This is a genomic window from Bacillus cereus group sp. N6 (assembly GCF_016483705.1).
GTDB lineage: Bacteria > Bacillota > Bacilli > Bacillales > Bacillaceae_G > Bacillus_A > Bacillus_A wiedmannii.
The window spans coordinates 21786-44639 of record NZ_JAEHBI010000005.1 but is presented as its reverse complement, the minus strand read 5'-3'; the positions used below and the strand labels follow the sequence as shown (position 1 = coordinate 44639).

Below are 22854 nucleotides of genomic sequence, written 5' to 3'. Positions count from 1 at the left end.
TTAGCAATGATATAAAAAAGACGACCGCGTTCCCCCGCGGTCGTCTTTTTCGTGTTACGCTGTGATCCAAGCTTCGTTTGCTGGATTTTTACGCCACTCTTGTAATTTTTTCGTTTCAGCTTGTCCGATCATACCTTTTTCTGCTGCTACTTCAGTTAATGCACTGTAGTCGCTTAAAGAGTATGATGCTACGTTAGCTGCTTCTAGTTTTTCTTTTCCTGCTTCTAGCTCGTATGTGAAGATTGATACGATTCCTAATACTTCACATCCAGCTTCGCGAAGTGCTTCTACACATGTAATTGCACTACCGCCAGTTGAAATTAAGTCTTCTACTACTACTACTTTTTGACCTTTTTCAGCTTTTCCTTCAATTTGGTTCCCTTTACCGTGACCTTTTGCTTTACTACGTACGTAGCACATTGGTAAATCCATACGATCGCTTACCCATGCAGCGTGCGCAATACCAGCAGTTGCTGTTCCTGCAATAACTTCTACAGTTGGGAAGTGCTCTTTAATTAACTCTTCTAATCCAGCTGCAATCGCTTGACGTACTTTTGGATAAGATAAAGTTAAACGATTATCACAATAAATTGGTGATTTCATACCTGAAGACCAAGTGAATGGATCATTCGGTTGTAAAAATACTGCTCCAATTTCTAATAAATGCGATGCGATTTCTTTTTTCATACTGTTACACCTTCCCACTGTTGTTTTACTATTTTATACGCTTCAAGCGGATTTTCCGCTTTTGTAATACTACGTCCAACTACGATGTAGCTTGAGTCAAGTTCCCTCGCACGTTTCGGTGTTGCTACGCGCACCTGGTCATTTACATCATCGCTTGCAAGACGAATCCCCGGTGTTACTGTTACAAATTCATTTCCGCATACTTCACGTAATTTCGGAACTTCAAGTGTTGAACAAACAACACCATCAAGTCCACTTTCTTTCGTTAGTTTTGCATAATGAGCAACCGCTTCTTCTAACGTTTTCTCAATGCCAATCTCTTTTTTCATCATAGCTTCCGAAGTGCTTGTTAGTTGTGTAACTGCAATACAAATCGGTCTCTCTTTTCCTTCTTGCTTACCTTCCTCTAATCCCTCAATCGCAGCTTTCATCATACTGCTTCCCCCAGCAGCATGAACATTTACCATATCAACATCTAGACTAGCTAGGCTACGCATAGCGCTTTTTACTGTATTCGGAATATCATGAAGTTTTAAATCTAGGAAGATCTTATGCCCTTTTTCTTTTAAGTACGTAATAATCGCAGGGCCTTCTTTGTAAAATAACTCCATACCCACTTTGACAAATAACTCTTCCCCTTCAAAGTGGTGTAAGAATTGTTCTACATCTTGTTTCCCTGGAAAATCTAGTGCAACGATTAACGACTGTGACATGTTTGCTTCCAGCTCCTTCCTTGACATTCCGAAATGTGATCAAATCCTAATTCATCTAGTAATGCTGGTAATTCTTCAATAATTGTCGGACATACGAACGGATCGATAAAGTTCGCTGTTCCAACTGCAACCGCGCTTGCGCCAGCATAGAAGAATTCAATTACATCTTCCGCAGTTTCAATACCACCCATTCCGATAATCGGAATGTTAACCGCTTGGCTTACTTCATGTACCATACGAATTGCTACTGGCTTAATCGCAGGACCTGATAATCCGCCTGTACGGTTTGCTAAAATTGGTTTAGCTGTTTTTAAATCTAGACGCATACCAAGCAATGTATTAATCATCGTTAAACCGTCCGCACCCGCATTTTCAATTGCTTTTGCAATCTCCACAATGTTTGCCACGTTCGGTGACAATTTCACATATACCGGTACTTCAGAAACCTCTTTTACTCGCTTCGTTAAATCAGCAGCAATTTCAGGATTCGTACCAAAAGCGATACCACCCGTTTTTACGTTTGGACAAGAAATATTTAATTCTAGCGCATGAACATTAGGTGCCTTTGAAATTTCTTTCGCAACTGCTACATAATCCTCAGCTTGTGAGCCAGCAACATTCGCAATAATCGGAAGATCAAATTGCTCGAGAAAAGGTAATTCAGAATTCATTACCTTTTCTAATCCAGGATTTTGAAGCCCGATTGCATTTAGCATTCCGCCTGGTGTTTCCGCAACACGAGGCGTTGGGTTTCCGTAACGAGGCTGTTCTGTTGTCGCTTTAATCATAATTGATCCAAGTACACTTAAATCATAGAACTGTGCATACTCACGACCAAATCCGAAGCAACCAGATGCTGGGATGATTGGATTTTTTAATGATAACCCTGGTAATTCAACTTGCAATCTGTTCATAGTACAACCTCCCCGATTGGAAATACTGGTCCGTCGCTACACACCTTCTTGTAAGAATGTCCACTCGGATCTGCTTGTAAATGACATACACATGCGAAACATGCTCCAATGCCACAGCCCATACGCTCTTCTAATGAAATGTAGGCTTTTCTCTCTTTATAGCGTCCTTCTAATGCACGAAGCATCGCTAAAGGTCCACATGAGTATAGAATGTCAAAGTCAATTCCATAGCTATCAATTACATCTGTTACAAAGCCTTCTGTACCATGCGTACCATCAACTGTTGCAACATACGTATCACCAAGCTCTGCGAATTTCTCTTCATAGAAGACAACATCTTTCGTTTGGAAACCTAAGATGTGAATAACGCGTACTCCCTTTGCTACAAGACGCTGTGACAATTCATATAGTGGTGGTACACCAATTCCCCCTCCAACTAATAGAGCCGTTTGTCCAGCTTCCGCTTCTTCTACAGGAAAACCATGTCCAAGTGGTCCTAACACATCTACAAGTTCGCCTTGTTTTCTTTTCGCTAATGTTTTTGTTCCTTGTCCTTCCGCACGATATAGCATTGTAAATTCGTTCTTGTCTTGATCGACATTACAAATACTAATTGGACGGCGCAGAAGGGGCGTAATGCCCTCTGCTACCTTAATGTGTACAAACTGCCCTGGATCGTTCATTTGCTGCACTAGATCCCCTTGAAGCACTAATTCGTAAATGTTTTTTGCGATTTCTTTTTGGTTAACGACGATCATATTTTGCTTTTGCATCATGCATGTACCACCTCGTGACGCTTCGTTTGCGTAATTTCTTTCATTGAATGAGCTGAGAATGTCATAGATTCTAGTACTCGTAAGATTGCTCTCGTTGTATCAAGTGATGTTAAGCAAGCCACACCATTTTCTACTGATTCACGGCGAATGCGGAAACCATCACGCGCTGGTTGTTTGCCTTTTGTTAATGTATTGATTACAAACTGTGCTTTTCCTTGACGGATAATATCAAGTAAGTTGTATTCTTCAGAATCAATTTTATTTACAACTTGCACTGGAATGTTTTGCTCTGCTAACGATTGTGCTGTTCCAGCTGTTGCTAATAAGTTATAACCGATTTCGTGGAAACGTTTTGCAATTTCCATTGCTTCTTCTTTATCTTTATCCGCTACAGTGATGATTACTGATCCGTGCGTTGGGATGTTAATTCCTGAAGCAACTAACCCTTTGTATAATGCTTTTTCAAGTGTTAAGTCTTTACCCATTACTTCCCCTGTTGATTTCATTTCAGGTCCTAATGTTGTATCAACTGAACGTAGCTTCGCAAATGAGAATACCGGTGCTTTTACATACACTTCTTTCTCTTCTGGGTGATAACCAGTTCCATATCCTTGTTCTACAAGATCTTGACCTAAAATAACTTTCGTTGCAACATTCGCCATCGGTACGCCTGTAATTTTACTTAAGAATGGTACTGTACGACTCGCACGTGGATTTACTTCAATTACATACACTTCATCTTTGAATACTACAAACTGAATGTTTAGTAATCCAACAATGTTTAAACCTTTTCCAAGTGCAATTGTATGTTCAATAATTTGTTCTTTCAGTTTTGCAGATAAGCTTTGCGGTGGATATACTCCGATTGAGTCACCAGAGTGAACTCCAGCGCGTTCAATATGTTCCATAATACCTGGAATGAATACATTCTTACCGTCTGAAATTGCATCTACTTCAATTTCTTTACCAACCATGTAACGATCGATTAATACTGGGTGATCTGCGTGAACTTTAACCGCATTTTTCATGTAGTGCAGCAGTTCTTCTTGACGATATACGATTTCCATCGCGCGTCCACCTAGTACGTAAGATGGTCTTACTAATACTGGGTAACCAATTTTGTCAGCGATTGCTACCGCTTGCTCTACAGTCGTTGCTGTTTTACCAACTGGTTGCGGAATACCAAGTTGTGTTAGAGCTGCTTCAAACTTATCACGATCTTCTGCACGGTCTAAATCTTCAAGTGATGTTCCTAAGATTTTCACACCGTGAGCCTCTAATTTAGCAGCTAAGTTAATTGCCGTTTGTCCACCGAATTGGACGATAACACCTTCTGGTTTTTCTAAATCGATAATGTGCATTACATCTTCGATTGTTAATGGTTCAAAGTATAATTTGTCAGAAATACTGAAGTCTGTTGAAACTGTTTCTGGATTGTTATTAACAATGATTGCCTCATATCCCGCTTCTTTAATTGCCCATACAGAGTGAACTGTTGCATAGTCAAACTCAACACCTTGACCGATACGGATTGGACCAGATCCTAGAACTACTACACTCTTACGATCTGTTCTAACTGATTCATTCTCGTCACCATATGTGCTGTAGTAGTATGGTGTTGCAGATTCAAACTCTGCCGCACAAGTATCTACCATTTTATAAACAGGAGTTATGTTGCTTTCTTTACGCATATCGTAAATTTCACGCTCTGTTTTGTTCCAAGCATTGGCGATGTAATGGTCACTGAAGCCCATTTCTTTCGCTGATTGTAATACTTCCATATTTCCTACATTTGCTTTTACTTCGCGTTCCATGTTTACGATATTTTCAACTTTTTGTAAGAAGAAGAAGTCCATTTCACACCAATTGTTGATTTCTTCTTTCGTTACACCTTGACGAATTGCTTCTGCTACAATAAACAGTCGCTCATCATCAGCTTTTATAATGCGTTTTTTCATTGTCTCTTTATCAAGCTCTTTTAAATGCTCTAACTCTAAGTGATAAACACCAAGTTCTAAAGAACGAATCGCTTTTAATAATGATTGCTCTAAGTTACGTCCGATTGACATAACTTCACCAGTTGCCTTCATTTGTGTACCCAGTGTTCTGTTTGCTGATTCAAACTTATCAAATGGCCAGCGTGGAATTTTTGAAACAACATAGTCTAATGCTGGTTCGAAACAAGCATATGTTTTTTGTGTTACTGGATTTATAATTTCATCTAATGTTAAACCGACTGCAATTTTTGCCGCTAGCTTCGCAATTGGATATCCAGTTGCTTTAGATGCTAGTGCAGATGAACGACTTACACGCGGGTTTACTTCGATTACATAATATTGGAAGCTATGTGGATCAAGTGCAAGCTGAACGTTACATCCACCTTCAATTCCTAATGCACGAATAATTCGTAATGAAGTGTTTCGTAACATTTGATATTCACGGTCACTTAATGTTTGGCTCGGTGCTACAACGATAGAATCACCTGTGTGAACCCCAACTGGATCGATATTTTCCATGTTACATACTACAATCGCGTTATCATTTGAATCACGCATTACTTCATATTCAATTTCCTTACAACCAGCAATGCTCTTTTCTAATAAACATTGTGTTACCGGACTATGTTTTAATCCACCTGATACGATTTCAATTAGTTCTTCTTCATTACTACAGATTCCGCCACCTGTTCCCCCCATTGTAAATGCTGGGCGAACAATAACTGGATATCCAATTTCTTTTACAAATTCATGTGCTTCTTCTAGTGTATGAATAATGGTACTAGATGGAATTGGTTCATTTAATTCCTGCATTAAGGTACGGAATAAATCACGATCCTCCGCTTGCTCGATTGCTGATAATTTTGTTCCTAAAATTTCAACTCCGCACTCTTCAAGTATGCCTGATTTCGCAAGTTCAACAGCCATATTCAGGCCTGTTTGACCACCTAATGTCGGTAAGATTGCATCTGGACGTTCTTTACGAATGATACGGCTTACGAATTCTAGTGTTAATGGTTCTATATATACTTTATCTGCCGTTGCAGTATCTGTCATAATTGTTGCTGGGTTAGAGTTAACAAGGATTACTTTGTAACCTTCTTCTCTAAGAGATTGACAAGCTTGTGTACCAGAGTAGTCAAACTCTGCTGCTTGCCCAATTACAATTGGTCCTGATCCGATTACTAAAATTGTGTTAATGTCTAGGCGTTTTGGCATAACTCTTCCCCTTCTTTCTTGAAGTTTTCAATCATTGCTAAGAAATCTTCGAACAAATCGTTTGCATCTTCTGGTCCTGCAGAAGCTTCTGGATGGTATTGCACTGTAAATGCTGGGAACTTCGTATGACGAAGACCTTCTACTGTTCCATCATTTAAAGCAACATGTGTAATTTCAAGTTCTGTATTTTTAACTGATTCTTCTTCTACTGCGTAACCATGATTTTGAGATGTAATTGCTACTTTTCCAGTTGCAAGATGTTTTACCGGATGGTTTAAACCACGGTGACCGAATTTTAACTTACTTGTATTCGCACCAGATGCTAGAGCGAATAGTTGATGTCCTAAGCAAATTCCGAATAAAGGAACTTTACCGATAATGTCTTTTAACATTTCAATTGCTTCTGGTACATCTTTTGGATCTCCAGGTCCGTTACTTAACATAATTCCATCTGGGCTAAGACGTAAAATTTCTTCTGCTGTTGTATTGTAAGGTACTACAATTACATCACAGTCACGTTTATTTAATTCTCGTAAAATACCATGTTTCATTCCGAAGTCTACAAGTACAACTCGGTGTCCACGGCCTGGGCTTGGGTATGGATCTTTCGTTGATACGCGTTTCACGTGATCTGTAAATACTGTCGCTTTTAATTGGCTCACGATGTATTCTACATCTGCATCCATGTTACATAGACGTCCACGTAATGTACCGTATTGACGAATTTTTCTCGTTAATTTTCTTGTATCAATTCCTGCTAACCCTGGGATATTTCTTTCTTTTAAGTAATCATTTAACGAAATTTCATTACGGAAGTTTGATGGATGATCACAAATTTCGTTTACGATTAAACCATTTACAGATGGGTGAATTGATTCAAAATCGTCACGGTTGATGCCGTAGTTTCCGATTAATGGGTACGTGAATGTTACGATTTGACCGCAATATGATGGATCAGATAATGTTTCTTGATATCCAGTCATTCCTGTTGTAAATACAACCTCACCTGACTTTTCGATTTCTCCTCCGAAACCTTTTCCAATTAATACTGTTCCATCTTCTAAGATAAGTTGTCTTTTCATACTAATGCACTCTCCTTTTGCCATGCGATCTTACCACCAACGATTGTCATTACCGGCCATCCTTGGCATTTCCAACCTGCGAATGGTGTATTTTTTCCTTTTGATAAGAATGTTGTTGGGTCAATCTCTTCTTCTTGTTCTAAATCAATGATTGTAATATCAGCTGTTCTACCTTCTTTCAGGCGACCTGCTTCTAAGCCGAATGTATCAGCTGGTTTTTCTGTTAAGAATTGAATTAACTGCTCTAATGTAATAATTCCTTTTTTCACAAGGTTTGTGTATAGAAGTGGGAATGCTGTTTCAAAACCAGTAATTCCGAATGGTGCTCTTTCAATTCCTTGCGCTTTCTCTTCCGCTGTATGCGGTGCATGATCAGTTGCGATCATATCAATTGTTCCATCTAATAAACCTTCAATTAGTGCTGCGTGATCTTCTTTTCCACGAAGCGGCGGGTTCATTTTAAAGTTAGGATCAGCTGATGGGATATCATCTTCACATAACACTAAGTGATGAGGTGTTACTTCTGCTGTTACTTTAATTCCAGCGCGTTTCGCATCTCGAATTACGCGTACAGAACCTTTCGTACTTACGTGACATACGTGATAGTGACAATCTGCCGCTTCAGCAAGCAGTATATCCCTTGCAATATGTACAGATTCACATACTGATGGGATACCGTTTAATCCGTGTTTCTCAGAAAACTTCCCTTCATGTACACAAGCTTTATTAATAAGAGTATTCTCTTCACAATGCGCAACTACTGCCATATTTAATTTCGCTGCACGCTTCATAGCAGCTAACATCATGCTAGCATCTTGTACGCCTACACCGTCATCAGTGAAAGCAAATGCTCCAAGTTCTTTTAATGTTTCGAAATCTGTCATCTCAGAACCAGCTTGGCGTACTGTAATTGCTCCGTATGGTAGTACGTTGACATGCGCTTTTTCTTTAATACGATTTTGCAAGTCTTCCATATGTTCTCTGCAATCTGGTACTGGGCGTGTATTTGGCATTGCACAAATTGTAGTGAATCCACCTTTTGCCGCTGCTAGTGTACCTGTTTCAATTGTTTCTTTATGTTCACCACCTGGTTCACGAAGGTGTACGTGTACATCTACTAATCCAGGTGCGATTAACTTTCCGTTCACATCGATTACTTCAGCATTATCTGCCGTAATATTTTCTGCTACCTTAGCGATTTTACCGTCTTGTACGAGAAGATCTGTTGCTACGATTTTTCCTTCTTCATTCATATAACGACCATTTTTAAACAAGTAATTCATGTTTCATTCCTCCTAATACATTTGGTAAGGCGCGTTTTAGTACAGCCATTCTTACGTAAACTCCATTTTCCATTTGTTTAAATATGCGTGAACGCTCACACTCAACAAGTTCACTTGCAATTTCAACATCACGGTTTACAGGAGCTGGATGCATAATAATGCTTCCTTCTTTCATACGCTTTTCTCTTTCCACTGTTAATCCGTGTTTCTCATGATACTCTTTCATAATGTCTGTTTCATAATGATCATGACGCTCATGTTGTACACGAAGTAACATCATTACATCCACTTCTGGAACAAGTTTATCTAATGTTTTGTATGTTCCAAACATGCTGTCTTCATCTTTCCACTCTTCTGGACTTGCAAAGTAAATTGTTGCACCCAGTTTCGTTAATGCTTCTGCATTAGAACGTGCTACTCGGCTATGACGAATATCTCCTACTATCGCAATCTTTAATCCTTCAAATCTTCCAAACTCTTGTTTAATTGTAAGAAGATCGAGTAGGCACTGCGTTGGATGGTTTCCACATCCATCTCCAGCGTTTAAGATTGGGATATTAACCTGTTCTTTTAGTTCATCGAAGTAGCGATCTTGCTCATGGCGGACGATCACCGCTTTTGTTCCGATTGATTCCAGTGTTCTTATCGTATCGTATAAAGTTTCTCCTTTTTGTACGCTTGATGCATCCGCTGAAAAGTTTAAAACTTCAAGTCCTAATCTCTTCTCAGCAACTTCAAAGCTAAATCTCGTTCTCGTACTATTCTCAAAGAACAAGTTCGCAACAAAAGTTTGCTCTGTCGTTTTGCTCTCTTTTCCATTCGCGAAATCTTCTGCGTCTTTTAGGATTTCTGAAATTTCTACTTCCGATAATTCACTCATCGTTAACAAATGGCTCATCGTCATCCCTCATCTTTCTGATTTTTATGTTACCACTTTTGTATTTTTATAACAACTTTTGTATAAAAATACCCTAGTCATTTGAGACTAGGGTGCAAGGAAGAAGCCACCCTTTCCGGTCTCACAGGACTGAATTAAAAGGTTATTATTATGAAGCAATCTGCTTAGATTGTTTTATTTGTTTCGTTTCTGGTAGTAGTAGATTTAATAGTACACCTACAATTGCTGCTAGTGCCATTCCTTCTACTTGGAACGATTCTCCTACGTGGAGTACCGCTCCACCAATACCGATTACTAGTATTACTGATGCAATCATTAAGTTTCGTTTGTCACTTAGGTCTGTTTTATCATCTACCATCATGCGTAATCCGCTTGATGCAATTACACCGAATAGTAAGATTGATACACCACCCATAACTGGTGTTGGGATCGAATGAATCAGTGCAGAAATCTTACCGATAAATCCGAACATGATTGCAAACACTGCTGAGCCGATGAATAAGTATACACTGTATGCTCTCGTAATTGCTAACACACCGATGTTTTCACCATACGTTGTATTCGGTGGTCCACCTATTAGTGATGCAATCAATGTTGCTATTCCATCACCGAAGATTGAGCGATGTAAACCTGGTTTTTCAATTAAATCTCTTTTAATAACATTTCCTAGTACAATTTGATGTCCGATATGTTCTGAAATTGTTACTAATGCTACTGGTACCATCAAGAGTACAATCTTCCACGAAAACTCCGGAGTATATGTTACAAATGGTACTGTGAAATCTGGTACAACAAACCATTTTGCCTCAGCTACCGGCTTTAAGTTTACTAGCCCTTGGAAGTAAGCAAAGATATATCCGCCGATAATGCCCAGTAACACTGGTATGATACTGAAAAATCCTCTTCCGAATATAGAGCAGATAATTGTAATTGCTAATGTTACTAATGCTACTGAAAAGTGTGTAAAGCTATATTTGCCATCCGCACCGTTCATCGCCATGTTAACTGCTGTATGTGCTAAAGCTAGACCGATTACCATTACGACTGGACCAACTACGATTGGCGGAAGTAATTTCATAATCCACTCTGATCCTGACTTCTTAATTCCGAGTGAGATTAAGATGTACACAAGTCCTGCAAACAAACCACCAAGCATTGCTGCTCCAGGTCCACCTGCTGTTTTCGCTGTTATAATCGGTGCGATAAAGGCGAATGATGATCCTAGATAGGCAGGTACTTGACCTTTCGTTATAAGAAGAAACGCTAGCGTTCCTAATCCACTTGATATTAATGCTACTGACGGATTCAATCCTGTTAAAAACGGAACAAGCACTGTTGATCCAAACATCGCGAACAAATGTTGTATACTTAAAAATAACCATTTTCCCGGTTTCGGTACTTCATTAACGTCTAACACTGGCTTTTGTTCCATTGTTACATCCTCCTTCAGTTTAAATCTTTGCAATAAAAAAACTCTTTGTGCCTGTGCACAAAGAGTCCTACACTTTCGTATGCCAAATTTGACATATGAAAGCCAAGACCCTTTGGCAGCCTCACAGGACTACATTTAAAAGGGCTTTACTTATCGTATATGCTTACTCGATCTTGTTGATCTGTCTCTTGCAAATCAACTTCGATACGCTCTTCACTTGATGTTGGAATGTTCTTTCCTACATAATCAGCGCGAATTGGTAGTTCACGATGACCTCTATCAACAAGAACCGCCAGTTGGATTTGTGATGGTCTACCTAAATCCATAAGAGCATCCATTGCTGCTCGAACTGTTCTTCCTGTATATAATACATCATCCACAAGGATAACTTTTTTCTTCGTAATATCTACAGGGATATCAGAACCTTTTACAAGTGGTTCTTCATTTTTCGATTGTAGTGTTAGATCATCACGATATAACGTAATATCTAGCTCTCCAACTTCCATTTCTTTTCCTTCAATTTGACCAATTCGTTCTGCCAAACGTTGTGCAATAAAAATTCCACGAGTTTTAATTCCGACAAGAACACAATTATCGACACCTTTATTTCGTTCCACGATTTCATGACTAATTCGTGTTAAAGCGCGGCGAATCATTTGGTCATCTAAAACGACAGCTTTCTCTTGCATGCTCTACACCTCCAAGCTTTTTTCTTGCGTGAGAGTAATGGTATAAAAAAAGTCCTCTCAGCGTGTGCGAGAGGACTTTTGAAAAAAGGGTACGCATACCCTATGTATTTCAAACCGTTACCTTCTCAACCTCACGGGGCTGTGTTAAAGGATCATTATTTAACTGTTGTCAGTATCTCAGTTTTCTTATGATTTGTCAATACTATTTCCGTAAAATATTTAATGCGTCTTCAAACACTTCTGGAATCGGTGCCTCAAACTGAATATATTCACCAGTACGAGGATGGTCAAACCCTAAAATACCTGCGTGAAGTGCTTGTCCATTCATGTCTAATGTTTTCTTCGGACCATACTTCGGATCTCCTGCAAGTGGATAGCCAATATATTTCATATGAACACGAATTTGGTGCGTACGTCCCGTTTCTAAGCGACATTCTACAAGTGTAAAATCTTTAAAGCGTTCTAACACCTGGAAGTGTGTAACAGCATTCTTACCATTTTCATCAACTGTCATGCTTTGACGTTCTTTTTTATCGCGACCAATTGGCGCATCGATCGTTCCTTTATCATGCGGAATCACACCGTGTACAATCGCTTTGTAACGTCTTGTTACTGTTTTTGCTACAAGTTGATTTACAAGTGACTCATGCGCCACATCATTTTTAGCAACCATTAATAGTCCAGATGTATCTTTATCAATACGATGCACAATACCAGGACGCATTACACCGTTAATACCTGACAGGTCTGTACAATGGTGCATAAGTCCGTTTACAAGCGTACCGCTTGTATGCCCTGGAGCTGGATGTACAACCATACCACGTGGCTTATTTACAACGAGTACATCTGCATCTTCATAATAAATTTCTAAGCCCATATCTTCTGCTTGGATATCTAACTCTTCTGGATCAGGAATCGTTACTGTAATTTCATCGTTTTCTTTAACTTTATAATTCACTTTTACCGATTTTCCATTAACTGTAACGACATCATCTTTAATCCATTGTTGTACTTGTGAACGTGACCATTCACTGTTTATTTCTGCAACGAATTTATCAATTCGCTCACTTTTTTGTTCTTCTGCAACTGTTACTTGTACTACTTCACTCATTCAATTACTCCTTCGTTTTCTTGCCTTCTAATAATGTTTGAATAATAATTAATACAACACCAATACATAATGCTGAATCAGCTATATTGAATACTGGATAGTTGTACGAGAAAATATACACGTGAATGAAATCCACTACTTCTTGTCTAAATACACGATCAATGAAATTACCAATTGCTCCGCCTAATATTAGACCTAATGAAATCCCTAGAAGTTTGTCTGTTTTCGCATATTTTTTCATATAAATTACGATAAATACTACAAAAACGACTGTAATAATGTAGAAAAACCACATTTTATTTTCTAAAATCCCCCAGGCAGCTCCTCTATTTCGATGTGATGTTATGTATAATACATTATCGATAATCGGAATGCTCGTACCCAATTCCATGTTCTTTACAATTAGCCATTTCGATATTTGATCGATGGCAATGACAAATAACGCTATTACATAATATATCATTTTCATTTCCCCCACAAAGACAGTGTACCTCAAAATTTTAGCATAGCTGCAACCTTTTCACAATGAACCTTTATAGAAGAATAAAATAAATTAAAAAAAGGTAATATAATATCGTTGTGCGCATTCATACATTTACTTTTTCATAGAAAAATTCATGAATGGTACGGGCAGTCGGCATCGTCTTCATTTGTTTTACCGAAATTGCTCTCCCCGTTTCTTCACAAATACCATACATATCTATTTCCATTTTAAATAATGCACGTTCTACATCTTTTAAGTCCTCTTTTATATCATGTAATAGGAGTTTTTTCTTTATCTCTTCCTTAATTTCATATCCAAGCTCTTCGCTAAACTCTGTATCATATTTGTGCATGACCTCTTTAGCTAGCCTCTCTTGTAACTCTTTTCGCATCAATTGCAATTCTTCTTTGATTTCCATATACATTTCATTCACGTGTACATTCCTCCCAGCTGCAATGTACGATTAGTGTGTCCGAAATTTCTATGCTTACCTCACACACATTTTTCCTTCATAGGAAAGAGAGTGAAAGTTATTTTAATATATCATCAACAAAAAAACTGACTGTACTTACGCACAGTCAGTTTTTTATTATTTTACATAGTTTTCTTTAACAACTGTTGCACAACGCTCACATAATGTTTCATGTTCAGCGTCTTTACCAATTGTTTCTGAAACTACCCAACAACGTTCACATGTTTCACCAGTTGCTTGAGCAACAACAACCGCTGTATGCTCATACTTCGGCGCATCTGCTGGCGCTTCTTCCATCATACCACCAAGTTTATACTCAGAAACGATAAATAATTGCTTTAAGTCTTCGCTAATAGACTCTAACATAGTTTTCATTTCTACAGTCGGATATAGCGTAATACTTGCATTTAATGACTTACCGATTACTTTCTCATTACGAGCTACTTCTAACGCTTTTAATACGTCATCACGCAGCGTCATAAATGCATCCCATTTTGTTTTTAATGCTTCCGCACCATCTAATTGTACAGCTTCTGGCATATTAGTTAATTGTACACTTTCTTCTGTTACACCCGGAATGTATGGCCATACTTCATCAGCTGTATGCGGTAAGATTGGTGTTACAAGTTTCGTCAATGCAACAAGAACATCATATAATACAGTTTGAATTGCACGACGATCTTCATGGTTTGCACCTTCAATGTATAAAATGTCTTTTGCAAAGTCTAAGTAGAATGAACTTAAATCAATTGTACAGAAGTTATGAATTGCATGATACACAGCAGCGAAGTCGTATGTTTCATATGCTTCTTTTACTTTTGTAATTAAGTCATTTAATTTCACTAACATGTAACGATCTACTTCACGAAGTTCAGCTACAGCTACTGTATTTTCACTTGGCTTAAAGTCATCTAAGTTTCCTAATAAGAAACGGAATGTGTTACGGATTTTACGATACACTTCTGCTACTTGTTTTAAAATATCATCTGAAATACGTACGTCAGATTGATAGTCAACAGAAGATACCCATAAGCGTAAAATATCTCCACCTAATTGATCCATAATTTTCTTCGGTACGACGATGTTTCCAATCGACTTACTCATTTTACGTCCTTCACCATCTAATACGAAACCATGGCTTAGTACGCCTTTATATGGAGCTTTACCTGTTACAGCAACTGCTGTTGATAATGAAGAGTTAAACCAACCACGATACTGGTCAGATCCTTCTAAATATAAATCAGCTGGACGTTGTAAGTCTTCGCGCTCTTCTAATACTGCTTGGTGAGAAGAACCTGAATCGAACCATACATCCATGATGTCTGTTTCTTTACGGAATTCACCATTTGGGCTACCTGTATGTGTAAATCCTTCTGGTAATAGATCTTTCGCTTCACGCTCAAACCATACGTTAGAACCGTGCTCACGGAATAAATCTGCTACATGGTTAATTGTTTCATCTGTAATAATTGGATCACCATTCTCTGCATAGAATACAGGGATTGGCACACCCCATGCACGCTGACGAGAAATACACCAGTCACCACGGTCACGAACCATATTATGAAGACGAGTTTCTCCCCATGCTGGTACCCATTTTGTTTCCGCAACAGCTTCTAATAATTCTTTACGGAACGCTTCAATAGATGCAAACCACTGTGCTGTCGCACGGAAAATAATTGGTTTTTTCGTTCTCCAATCATGTGGGTATGAATGCGTAATGAATGTTAGCTTCAGTAACGCGCCTACTTCTTCTAATTTTTCTGTAATTGGCTTGTTAGCTTTATCATAGAATAAGCCTTCAAATCCAGGTGCTTCATTTGTTAATACACCTTTATCATCAACTGGGCAAAGTACTTCTAATCCATACTTTTTACCAACAACGAAGTCATCTTCCCCGTGTCCTGGTGCTGTATGAACACAACCTGTACCTGCATCTGTTGTTACGTGATCTCCTAGCATAACTAATGAATCACGATCGTAGAATGGATGTTTTGCAACTGTATACTCAAGTTCGCTACCTTTTACCGTTTTCACAACTTCAGCATTTTCCCACTCTAACGTTTTTGCAACTGTCTCAAATAGTTCAGAAGCAATAATATATTTTTCATCATTTACTTTTACAATAGCGTATTCAAGTTCTGGGTGAACAGAAATACCTAAGTTTGCAGGTAACGTCCAAGGTGTTGTTGTCCAGATAATGAATTTCTCATCACCTTCTAATACGTTCTTTCCGTCTTTTACAGGGAATGCTACGTAAATAGATGCTGATTTTTTATCTTGGTATTCAATTTCAGCTTCTGCTAAAGCTGATTCACTCGTTGGAGACCAGTAAACTGGTTTCTGCCCTTTATAGATATAACCTTTTTTCGCCATATCACCGAACACTTTAATTTGTTGCGCTTCATAAGCCGGCTCTAAAGTAATATATGGGTTATCCCAATCTGCACGTACACCTAAACGCTTAAATTGTTCACGTTGACGTTCTACTTGTTCATATGCATACTCTGCACATAACTTACGGAACTCAGCAACTGTCATTTCTTTACGCTTTACACCTTTATTTGTTAAAGCTTGCTCAATTGGTAAACCGTGTGTATCCCAACCCGGTACATATGGTGCGCAGTAACCAGTCATTGATTTATAACGAACAATAAAGTCTTTTAACACTTTATTTAATGCATGTCCCATATGAATGTCACCATTCGCATATGGAGGTCCATCATGCAGTACAAATAAAGGACGACCTTTCGTATGTTCTTGTACCTTTTCATAAATATTCATTTCAGCCCACTGTTCTTGCATTGCAGGCTCACGTTTTGGTAAATTCCCACGCATTGGGAACTCTGTTTTTGGCATTAGTAATGTATTTTTGTACTCCATGCTCAATTCCTCCTTACATGTATAAAAGAAACACTTAAAAAACGGAATAAAAAAGAGACCTTCTCATCCCAAAAAGGGACGAGAAAGTCTCCCGCGGTACCACCCTAGTAGACCCTATACGTATGTATACAATCCTCTTTATATTCTTAACGCGAATATACGCCTACGCTTACTCTATTTGTTCAGCGCGGAACTCCAGGGTGATATTCCCATTATCTCCTTATCCTGAGCTTACACCATCCTCAGTTCGCTATATAAGGTATGAAAAAGGTACTTATCCCTATCTTCGTTTTTCTTAATAAATATGTTGTTTAAAATTATATGTAATAATGAGAAAAACGTCAAGCTTACACTGTTTCTTCTTTTTTCAACAGTTCATCTACTTCGTCTTCTAACTCAATTAGTTTATCCCAATCATCGTTGTTTAACATTTCAAGCTGTGTTTCTAATAACATACGGAAACGAGTGCGGAATACTTTCGCTTGTTTCTTTAGCTCTTCGATATCAAAGGCAACTTTTCTTGATTTTACTAACGCTTCGTTAATAATACGGTCTGCATTCTTTTCAGCTTCACGTACGATTAATTTTGCTTCTTTTTGCGCATTACGTTTTACTTCTTCCGCTGCTTCTTGTGCAACGATGATAGATTTGTTTAACGTATCTTCAATATTAGAGAAATGATCTAACTTCCCTTCTAATTGCGCAACTTTTTCTTCTAAAGCTTTTTTCTCACGAATGACTAATTCATAATCTTTGATAATTTGATCAAGAAACTCATTTACTTGATCTTCATCATAGCCACGGAATCCGCGACCAAATTCTTTGTTATGAATATCTAATGGTGTTAACGGCACAACGCCACCTCCAAGTAGTTATCTAAATTTCCTATTTCAATTATATCTTTTCTTCGACAAAATAGGAGGATTTCCTTCTAAAAAACCAATCATTTTAGTATACCATACAAAATTCTCCATTTGTCGCGCTTTGTTCTACCTTCTACAGAAAACAATTTACTTCGTCCATATCCTCTCACTGAAAAAACATCTCCTGGATAACATTCATAAGAAGTTTGCTCCACTGTTTTCCAATTAACTTTTACTAAACCATTTTTTATGAAAGGTTGTACTTTTTGTCTGGATATATGTAACATTTCAGCTAACATAACATCTAAACGAAGTGAAGAAACCGTTCCAAATTTCTCTCCCCACGTTTCTTGCATTTGTAGGATTTTTTCTCCTTGCACTGGTGATAAGGAGACTTTCACTTTCCCTATAGATTGTAAGTTCATCTCAATATAAGATACAACTTCTTTCGCGACTACAATTTGGGCACGATCTTCTTGAAGCAAAATATCACCACATTTTTCTCTCGTTAAACCAAGAGACATAAATGTACCTAATATTTGCCTATGTTCTAGCGTATAAAACTTGGAAGGATAGTCAATTTCCAATACTTCTACTTGAAATTCCTCTTCATTCACTACTAGATAGTCCGGATAAATGAGTGCTCTCTTACGCTCTGCATGAGGCGTTGCACCATCAAACTGTACAGCAACATCCCCTTGTCCTATTACCATAGTGACAATTTGTTGTTGTCTTGGATCAAGGAAGTCTGTTAACTTCACTTGATGGTACTCCGCTGCTCGCTTCCACTCTAACACCTTATCCACAAAGACCTCTTCATCGGGTCTGAAATGTTCATAGATGCTCATGTATTTAACCTCTTACTATAAGAAATAGTTGAATATACTTATTAAACCATTCTTAGCAAACTTTAACGTGAAAATCGCAACGAGTGGAGAGATATCAATCATACCAAGCGGCGGAATAAATCTGCGGAATGGTTCTAAATACGGTTCACAAATACGCGCAAGAATTTCTCCAAAAGTTGATTCCTTTGCACCAGGGAACCATGATAGAAGAATGTAAATAATAAGTGCCAACGAGTAGATCTCGATAGCAGTAATTAAAACGTTTAAAACTGTTACCATGGCGTATTACCACCTCTTTATATTTGTGTCTTCTTCTTCACCGAATAACTCTGAAATTGCACCAACAATATCTACATTTTCAGGGGTACACATAAATGTTTTCGGTCCTATTTTTTGAATGTCCCCGCCTATAGCGTATACAGTACCACTTAAAAAGTCAACGATACGTACAGCTTGATCAGTAGACATTCGTTGTAAATTAATCACAACAGCTCGTCTACCTTTTAAATGGTCCGAAATCCCCTGTGCTTCCGAATATGTGCGTGGTTCTAATAAAACAACTTTTGAAGATTGCTTTGCCGTTTCAATGCTCACAACATTTTGTTTCGGTTGCGCTTTTGGAAACGCAACATCTTGTTGTTCTGGCGGATCTTGCTGCTTCTTCATGTCTGTTTGCTCCTTTTCATAACTATATTGAGCTGCTTCTTTTTCTTCCGGTGTATCAAAAAAGAAGTATTTTACTTTTGACCAACTCATAATAAGATTCTCCTTCCTTTTACGCTTTTCCTACTAAAATCGTCCCCAAACGAATATATGTAGCACCTTCTTCAATTGCAATCGTGTAATCATTAGACATTCCCATTGATAATTCTTTACATGGCGCATGTAATAATTCTAGCTCCTGCACCTCTACTTGTAGCATACACAACTCCTTAAAACAGCGTCTGATTTCTTCCTCTTCTTCTGTAAACGGAGCCATTGTCATTAGTCCCACCACTTCAATCTTATCCAATTCTTGCAAACTTTGAATAAAAGAAATCGTTTCTTCTATTGCCAATCCTTGCTTTGATTCTTCAGATGATGTTTTCACTTGAATAAAACATTTCACTTTCTTATCAGCACGTTTTTGAATTTCTTTTGCAAGTGAAAGACGATCTAACGAATGTAAATAATCAATTTCATTAATGATTTCTTTTACTTTTCTCGTTTGTAATGATCCAATAAAATGCCAATTCACTTTTGAACCGAAATGTTCGTACTTCTGTAAGAAACTTTCATTTCTATTTTCACCTAAATCGATAATTCCAGCTTCAATTACTTCGTTTGTTTTTTCAATTCCTACCGTTTTTGTAACCGCAACGAGTTTAATATCTTGCAACGAACGTCCCGCTCGTACGCAAGATTGTTTAATTGCTTCATTTACAGTTGTTAAATTTTTTTGTACTGTCACTTGCTTTCTTCCTCCTTAAAACCTATGAAACTCAACATTCTTCCTGTCTTACCTTGATCACGACGATGAGAGAAAAATAGTTGTTCTTCACAGCTTGTACAAAGAGATGACATTACAATATTCTCTTCTTTTATGCCTGATTGTACACATAATATACGATTAATTTCTTTTAAATTAATTGCGTACTGCCCATCAGAAATTTTTTTATAAGGGACAGAGCCGTTTACTACTTGCTCTGCTGCTGTTAACACTCGATCATCAACAACGTAACAACAAGATCCAATTGCTGGTCCAATTGCAACATGAATTTCATCACTTGAAATCCCTTCTGCATTCCATTTTTGAATCATTTCCTTTGCAATCTCTTTTACAGTCCCTTTCCATCCAGCATGCGCAAGTCCTATCATACCATGTGATGGTGCATAAAAATAGAGTGGAACACAATCCGCGTAACATGATGTTAGAAGAACATCATTATTAGTCGTATAAATGCCATCTGTTTTTGAAATGCCGTCTTCATATGAATAGACGCCACTTCCTTTTTCCTGTTGTCCTACTTTTTCAACATGATGATCATGAACCTGTTCAGAGCAAATCCAGTTTTCTAATGGTTTTTGTAACTTATTTGCTAAAATGCGTCTGTTTTCATGAACGTTCTCCACGATATCATTCACATGTAATCCTAAATTCATCGCATGAAAGGAGCCCGTACTTACCCCACCATCTTTTGTCGTAAATCCAGCAGTAATGTTTCCAAGTTCTTTCCACGCTTGTAAATACAGTATACCGTCCACATATTTAAATGGTTGTCTCATAAAGTGACTCCTTTTAATTAAAATAACATAAAAAAGCATGGTACTTCCTGTCTATTTTACCATACTTTTATTTTTTCATAATGCCAACAGAAAAAAAAGAGGAATTTGTAATATTCTTTATGAAATTGTCGGTGTTTGTATTGATTCTGTTACAGAATTAACAGGATTTACTCTAACAAGTATGACATCTTCCCCAATTTTCATAATTTCCGCCCAAGGAATTACAATTTCTACATCCTTCCCAAAGATCCCTAACATACGTGCCTGTTTGGAAATAATAATAGACCCGATCTTCCCTGTGTTCATATCAATTTCAATATCTCCAATATTCCCAAGCCTTTTTCCATCTGAAACATTTATTATCTCTTTCATCTGCAACTCCGAAATTCTTATCATTTTCATCCTCTCCCTTATATATGACGAATTGAAAAAACACTGTTTCTCAAATTAACAGGAAGCACCCTCTACTAATCCCATATTATTTTCATTATATGAACACAGCTTCCCTACTATGAGCGAAGACAAACTATATTACATATAAAAAGGTTTCACCATAAATGGTGAAACCTTATCCTTGAATCGTCTTATTCATTTGTTTAATAGCTGATTTCTCTAAACGTGACACTTGTGCTTGAGAAATCCCAATTTCTTCTGCAACTTCCATTTGTGTCTTTCCTTGAAAGAAACGTTTTCGAATAATCATTTTCTCACGATCATTTAAACGCTTCATCCCTTCTTTCAGTGCTAACTCTTCAACCCACTGCTCGTCCTTTTGTTTTTCATCACTTAACTGATCCATAACAAAGATAGGATCTCCCCCATCGTTATAAATCGGTTCAAATAATGAAACTGGATCTTGAATCGCATCTAATGCAAAAACAATTTCTTCATGAGTCACTTCAAGCACTTTTGCAATATCCATTGCTGTTGGTTCTTTTGAATTTTCTGCAATCAATTTCTCTCTTACTTGTAACGCTTTATACGCAATATCTCGTAATGATCGAGATACGCGAATCGGATTATTATCACGCAAATATCTGCGTATTTCCCCAATAATCATCGGCACAGCATACGTTGAAAATTTTACATTTTGGCCTAAATCAAAGTTATCAATGGATTTCATAAGTCCGATGCAACCAACTTGAAATAAATCGTCAACATATTCTCCTCTGTTATTAAATCTTTGGATGACGCTCAGTACAAGACGTAAGTTTCCATTCACTAATTTCTCTCTTGCGCTTATCTCTCCACTTTGCATTTCACGAAATAATTTACGCATTTCATCATTTTTTAGTACGGGAAGTTTAGCTGTATCAACACCGCAAATTTCTACTTTGTTTCTCGTCAAAGTGTTCCCTCCTATCGGGAGTTGCTGTACAGTGTAAAGTATTTCCTTTGAAGGGGATTTTATGCATGCGGTTTTCTCTTCATTTTTCATTTTCGTTGTCTCTTCTCATACAACGAAAGAGAATAAGACCAGCCTAGATAACGGCTGGTCTTATTCTTTACACCATTTTATTAAATTCTTTTCGTAATCTTTTTATGATTCTTTTTTCTAAACGCGAAATGTATGACTGTGAAATCCCAAGCATATCCGCCACATCTTTTTGCGTCTTTTCCTCTTCTCCAGCAAGCCCAAACCGAAGTTCCATAATTTGTTTTTCACGATCATTTAATTGATGCAATGCTTTCATTAGAAGATGACGATCTACAGTAGCTTCTAAATCTTTTGTAATAATATCATCATCTGTACCTAATACATCTGATAACAAAAGTTCATTCCCATCCCAATCGATGTTAAGCGGTTCGTCAAAAGAAACTTCTGAACGATTTTTATTATTCCGACGCAAATGCATTAAAATTTCATTTTCTATACAACGTGAGGCATATGTCGCTAATTTTATTTTCTTTTCCGGATTAAATGTATTCACTGCTTTAATAAGGCCGATTGTTCCTATACTAATCAAATCTTCAATATTTATCCCTGTATTTTCAAACTTTCTTGCTATATATACAACTAACCGTAAGTTGCGTTCAATCAGTAACGATCTTGCTGCCTGATCTCCTTTTGGCAATTTATTCAAAAGAACTTCCTCTTCTTCTTTCGTTAACGGTGGTGGCAACGCTTCACTTCCACCGATATAATAAATTTCATCGGTCTTAATTCCTAATTTCAACAATACTTTATACCAAAGGTATACTAAATAAAATTTTAATTTCATCATATTATCCCGCCTCC

General features: G+C 37.7%; 23 protein-coding genes and 1 other annotated feature. All 23 genes read right to left on the bottom strand.

Features of this window, described 5'->3' with window-relative positions; all coding sequences use genetic code 11:
* Positions 1 to 54 precede the first annotated feature (54 nt).
* Positions 55 to 687, bottom strand: coding sequence for an orotate phosphoribosyltransferase (gene pyrE / locus JDS99_RS06155; RefSeq protein ID WP_000711449.1), 633 nt, complete (start codon positions 685 to 687; stop codon positions 55 to 57).
* Positions 684 to 1400, bottom strand: coding sequence for an orotidine-5'-phosphate decarboxylase (gene pyrF / locus JDS99_RS06150; protein WP_088064301.1), 717 nt, complete (start codon positions 1398 to 1400; stop codon positions 684 to 686). Before pyrF ends, pyrE begins: the two co-directional genes overlap by 4 nt.
* On the bottom strand, positions 1385 to 2314 hold the full coding sequence (pyrD, locus tag JDS99_RS06145) for a dihydroorotate oxidase B catalytic subunit (protein ID WP_001081053.1): 930 nt from the start codon (positions 2312 to 2314) through the stop codon (positions 1385 to 1387). The genes pyrF and pyrD overlap by 16 nt, the downstream gene beginning before the upstream one ends.
* Positions 2311 to 3090, bottom strand: a complete 780-nt coding sequence (gene pyrK, locus JDS99_RS06140) for a dihydroorotate oxidase B electron transfer subunit (RefSeq protein WP_000983346.1) — start codon at positions 3088 to 3090, stop codon at positions 2311 to 2313. The genes pyrD and pyrK overlap by 4 nt, the downstream gene beginning before the upstream one ends.
* Positions 3087 to 6305, bottom strand: coding sequence for a carbamoyl-phosphate synthase large subunit (carB, locus tag JDS99_RS06135; RefSeq protein ID WP_088064302.1), 3219 nt, complete (start codon positions 6303 to 6305; stop codon positions 3087 to 3089). The genes pyrK and carB overlap by 4 nt, the downstream gene beginning before the upstream one ends.
* Positions 6290 to 7387 (bottom strand): carbamoyl phosphate synthase small subunit, encoded by a 1098-nt coding sequence (locus JDS99_RS06130; protein WP_000828668.1) that lies wholly within the window; start codon positions 7385 to 7387, stop codon positions 6290 to 6292. The genes carB and JDS99_RS06130 overlap by 16 nt, the downstream gene beginning before the upstream one ends.
* The gene (pyrC, locus tag JDS99_RS06125) at positions 7384 to 8670 is read right to left on the bottom strand and encodes a dihydroorotase (RefSeq protein ID WP_199694783.1); all 1287 of its coding nucleotides are present in this window, start codon (positions 8668 to 8670) and stop codon (positions 7384 to 7386) included. Before pyrC ends, JDS99_RS06130 begins: the two co-directional genes overlap by 4 nt.
* A complete protein-coding gene (gene pyrB, locus JDS99_RS06120) occupies positions 8654 to 9568 on the bottom strand; it encodes an aspartate carbamoyltransferase (RefSeq protein WP_097906660.1) in 915 nt (304 codons plus the stop codon). The genes pyrC and pyrB overlap by 17 nt, the downstream gene beginning before the upstream one ends.
* A 148-nt stretch (positions 9569 to 9716) precedes the next feature.
* Positions 9717 to 11000, bottom strand: a complete 1284-nt coding sequence (gene uraA / locus JDS99_RS06115; RefSeq protein WP_000435919.1) for a uracil permease — start codon at positions 10998 to 11000, stop codon at positions 9717 to 9719.
* Positions 11001 to 11146: 146 nt separating this feature from the next.
* Positions 11147 to 11689, bottom strand: coding sequence for a bifunctional pyrimidine operon transcriptional regulator/uracil phosphoribosyltransferase (gene pyrR, locus JDS99_RS06110; protein ID WP_001156490.1), 543 nt, complete (start codon positions 11687 to 11689; stop codon positions 11147 to 11149).
* 202 nt (positions 11690 to 11891) lie between these two features.
* Positions 11892 to 12800, bottom strand: a complete 909-nt coding sequence (locus tag JDS99_RS06105; RefSeq protein WP_000005846.1) for an RluA family pseudouridine synthase — start codon at positions 12798 to 12800, stop codon at positions 11892 to 11894.
* A gap of 4 nt (positions 12801 to 12804) precedes the next feature.
* Positions 12805 to 13263: a lipoprotein signal peptidase LspA gene (gene lspA, locus JDS99_RS06100; RefSeq protein ID WP_097906663.1), complete on the bottom strand. Its 459-nt coding sequence runs from the start codon at positions 13261 to 13263 to the stop codon at positions 12805 to 12807.
* Positions 13264 to 13387: 124 nt separating this feature from the next.
* Positions 13388 to 13717 (bottom strand): TraR/DksA C4-type zinc finger protein, encoded by a 330-nt coding sequence (locus JDS99_RS06095; RefSeq protein WP_001004658.1) that lies wholly within the window; start codon positions 13715 to 13717, stop codon positions 13388 to 13390.
* 156 nt (positions 13718 to 13873) lie between these two features.
* A complete protein-coding gene (gene ileS2, locus JDS99_RS06090; RefSeq protein ID WP_000455964.1) occupies positions 13874 to 16639 on the bottom strand; it encodes an isoleucine--tRNA ligase in 2766 nt (921 codons plus the stop codon).
* A 71-nt stretch (positions 16640 to 16710) separates the two neighbouring features.
* Positions 16711 to 16935 (bottom strand) — a binding site (T-box leader).
* A gap of 51 nt (positions 16936 to 16986) precedes the next feature.
* On the bottom strand, positions 16987 to 17493 hold the full coding sequence (divIVA, locus tag JDS99_RS06085) for a septum site-determining protein DivIVA (protein WP_001131609.1): 507 nt from the start codon (positions 17491 to 17493) through the stop codon (positions 16987 to 16989).
* An 89-nt stretch (positions 17494 to 17582) separates the two neighbouring features.
* Positions 17583 to 18350 carry a YlmH family RNA-binding protein gene (locus tag JDS99_RS06080; protein WP_199694782.1) on the bottom strand — a complete coding sequence of 256 codons (768 nt, stop codon included), beginning with the start codon at positions 18348 to 18350 and terminating at the stop codon, positions 17583 to 17585.
* 15 nt (positions 18351 to 18365) lie between these two features.
* Complete coding sequence (locus JDS99_RS06075) at positions 18366 to 18629, bottom strand: YggT family protein (RefSeq protein ID WP_199694781.1); 264 nt, start codon at positions 18627 to 18629, stop codon at positions 18366 to 18368.
* Positions 18630 to 18635: 6 nt separating this feature from the next.
* Positions 18636 to 19106 carry a cell division protein SepF gene (locus JDS99_RS06070; protein ID WP_000119131.1) on the bottom strand — a complete coding sequence of 157 codons (471 nt, stop codon included), beginning with the start codon at positions 19104 to 19106 and terminating at the stop codon, positions 18636 to 18638.
* Positions 19107 to 19125: 19 nt separating this feature from the next.
* On the bottom strand, positions 19126 to 19800 hold the full coding sequence (locus JDS99_RS06065) for a YggS family pyridoxal phosphate-dependent enzyme (protein ID WP_199694780.1): 675 nt from the start codon (positions 19798 to 19800) through the stop codon (positions 19126 to 19128).
* Positions 19797 to 20615: a peptidoglycan editing factor PgeF gene (gene pgeF / locus JDS99_RS06060; RefSeq protein WP_046956465.1), complete on the bottom strand. Its 819-nt coding sequence runs from the start codon at positions 20613 to 20615 to the stop codon at positions 19797 to 19799. The genes JDS99_RS06065 and pgeF overlap by 4 nt, the downstream gene beginning before the upstream one ends.
* Positions 20616 to 20732: 117 nt before the next feature.
* Complete coding sequence (locus JDS99_RS06055) at positions 20733 to 21011, bottom strand: YlmC/YmxH family sporulation protein (RefSeq protein WP_199694779.1); 279 nt, start codon at positions 21009 to 21011, stop codon at positions 20733 to 20735.
* 172 nt (positions 21012 to 21183) lie between these two features.
* Positions 21184 to 21963 (bottom strand): RNA polymerase sporulation sigma factor SigG, encoded by a 780-nt coding sequence (gene sigG / locus JDS99_RS06050; RefSeq protein WP_000197753.1) that lies wholly within the window; start codon positions 21961 to 21963, stop codon positions 21184 to 21186.
* 157 nt (positions 21964 to 22120) lie between these two features.
* On the bottom strand, positions 22121 to 22840 hold the full coding sequence (gene sigE / locus JDS99_RS06045) for an RNA polymerase sporulation sigma factor SigE (protein WP_000976947.1): 720 nt from the start codon (positions 22838 to 22840) through the stop codon (positions 22121 to 22123).
* Positions 22841 to 22854 lie beyond the last annotated feature (14 nt).

Excerpts from the sequence above, each read along its gene's own strand:
- pyrK (WP_000983346.1), bottom strand. The coding sequence starts at position 3,090 with ATGATGCAAAAGCAAAATATGATCGTCGTTAACCAAAAAGAAATCGCA.
- JDS99_RS06105 (WP_000005846.1), bottom strand. The coding sequence starts at position 12,800 with ATGAGTGAAGTAGTACAAGTAACAGTTGCAGAAGAACAAAAAAGTGAG.
- JDS99_RS06055 (WP_199694779.1), bottom strand. The coding sequence starts at position 21,011 with ATGATAAGAATTTCGGAGTTGCAGATGAAAGAGATAATAAATGTTTCA.
- pyrE (WP_000711449.1), bottom strand. The coding sequence starts at position 687 with ATGAAAAAAGAAATCGCATCGCATTTATTAGAAATTGGAGCAGTATTT.
- pyrD (WP_001081053.1), bottom strand. The coding sequence starts at position 2,314 with ATGAACAGATTGCAAGTTGAATTACCAGGGTTATCATTAAAAAATCCA.
- JDS99_RS06080 (WP_199694782.1), bottom strand. The coding sequence starts at position 18,350 with ATGAGCATCTATGAACATTTCAGACCCGATGAAGAGGTCTTTGTGGAT.
- carB (WP_088064302.1), bottom strand. The coding sequence starts at position 6,305 with ATGCCAAAACGCCTAGACATTAACACAATTTTAGTAATCGGATCAGGA.
- pyrR (WP_001156490.1), bottom strand. The coding sequence starts at position 11,689 with ATGCAAGAGAAAGCTGTCGTTTTAGATGACCAAATGATTCGCCGCGCT.
- JDS99_RS06130 (WP_000828668.1), bottom strand. The coding sequence starts at position 7,387 with ATGAAAAGACAACTTATCTTAGAAGATGGAACAGTATTAATTGGAAAA.
- pgeF (WP_046956465.1), bottom strand. The coding sequence starts at position 20,615 with ATGAGACAACCATTTAAATATGTGGACGGTATACTGTATTTACAAGCG.
- pyrC (WP_199694783.1), bottom strand. The coding sequence starts at position 8,670 with ATGAATTACTTGTTTAAAAATGGTCGTTATATGAATGAAGAAGGAAAA.
- pyrF (WP_088064301.1), bottom strand. The coding sequence starts at position 1,400 with ATGTCACAGTCGTTAATCGTTGCACTAGATTTTCCAGGGAAACAAGAT.
- JDS99_RS06070 (WP_000119131.1), bottom strand. The coding sequence starts at position 19,106 with ATGAGTTGGTCAAAAGTAAAATACTTCTTTTTTGATACACCGGAAGAA.
- lspA (WP_097906663.1), bottom strand. The coding sequence starts at position 13,263 with ATGATATATTATGTAATAGCGTTATTTGTCATTGCCATCGATCAAATA.
- pyrB (WP_097906660.1), bottom strand. The coding sequence starts at position 9,568 with ATGAGCCATTTGTTAACGATGAGTGAATTATCGGAAGTAGAAATTTCA.
- JDS99_RS06075 (WP_199694781.1), bottom strand. The coding sequence starts at position 18,629 with ATGGTAACAGTTTTAAACGTTTTAATTACTGCTATCGAGATCTACTCG.
- ileS2 (WP_000455964.1), bottom strand. The coding sequence starts at position 16,639 with ATGGAGTACAAAAATACATTACTAATGCCAAAAACAGAGTTCCCAATG.
- sigE (WP_000976947.1), bottom strand. The coding sequence starts at position 22,840 with ATGATGAAATTAAAATTTTATTTAGTATACCTTTGGTATAAAGTATTG.
- uraA (WP_000435919.1), bottom strand. The coding sequence starts at position 11,000 with ATGGAACAAAAGCCAGTGTTAGACGTTAATGAAGTACCGAAACCGGGA.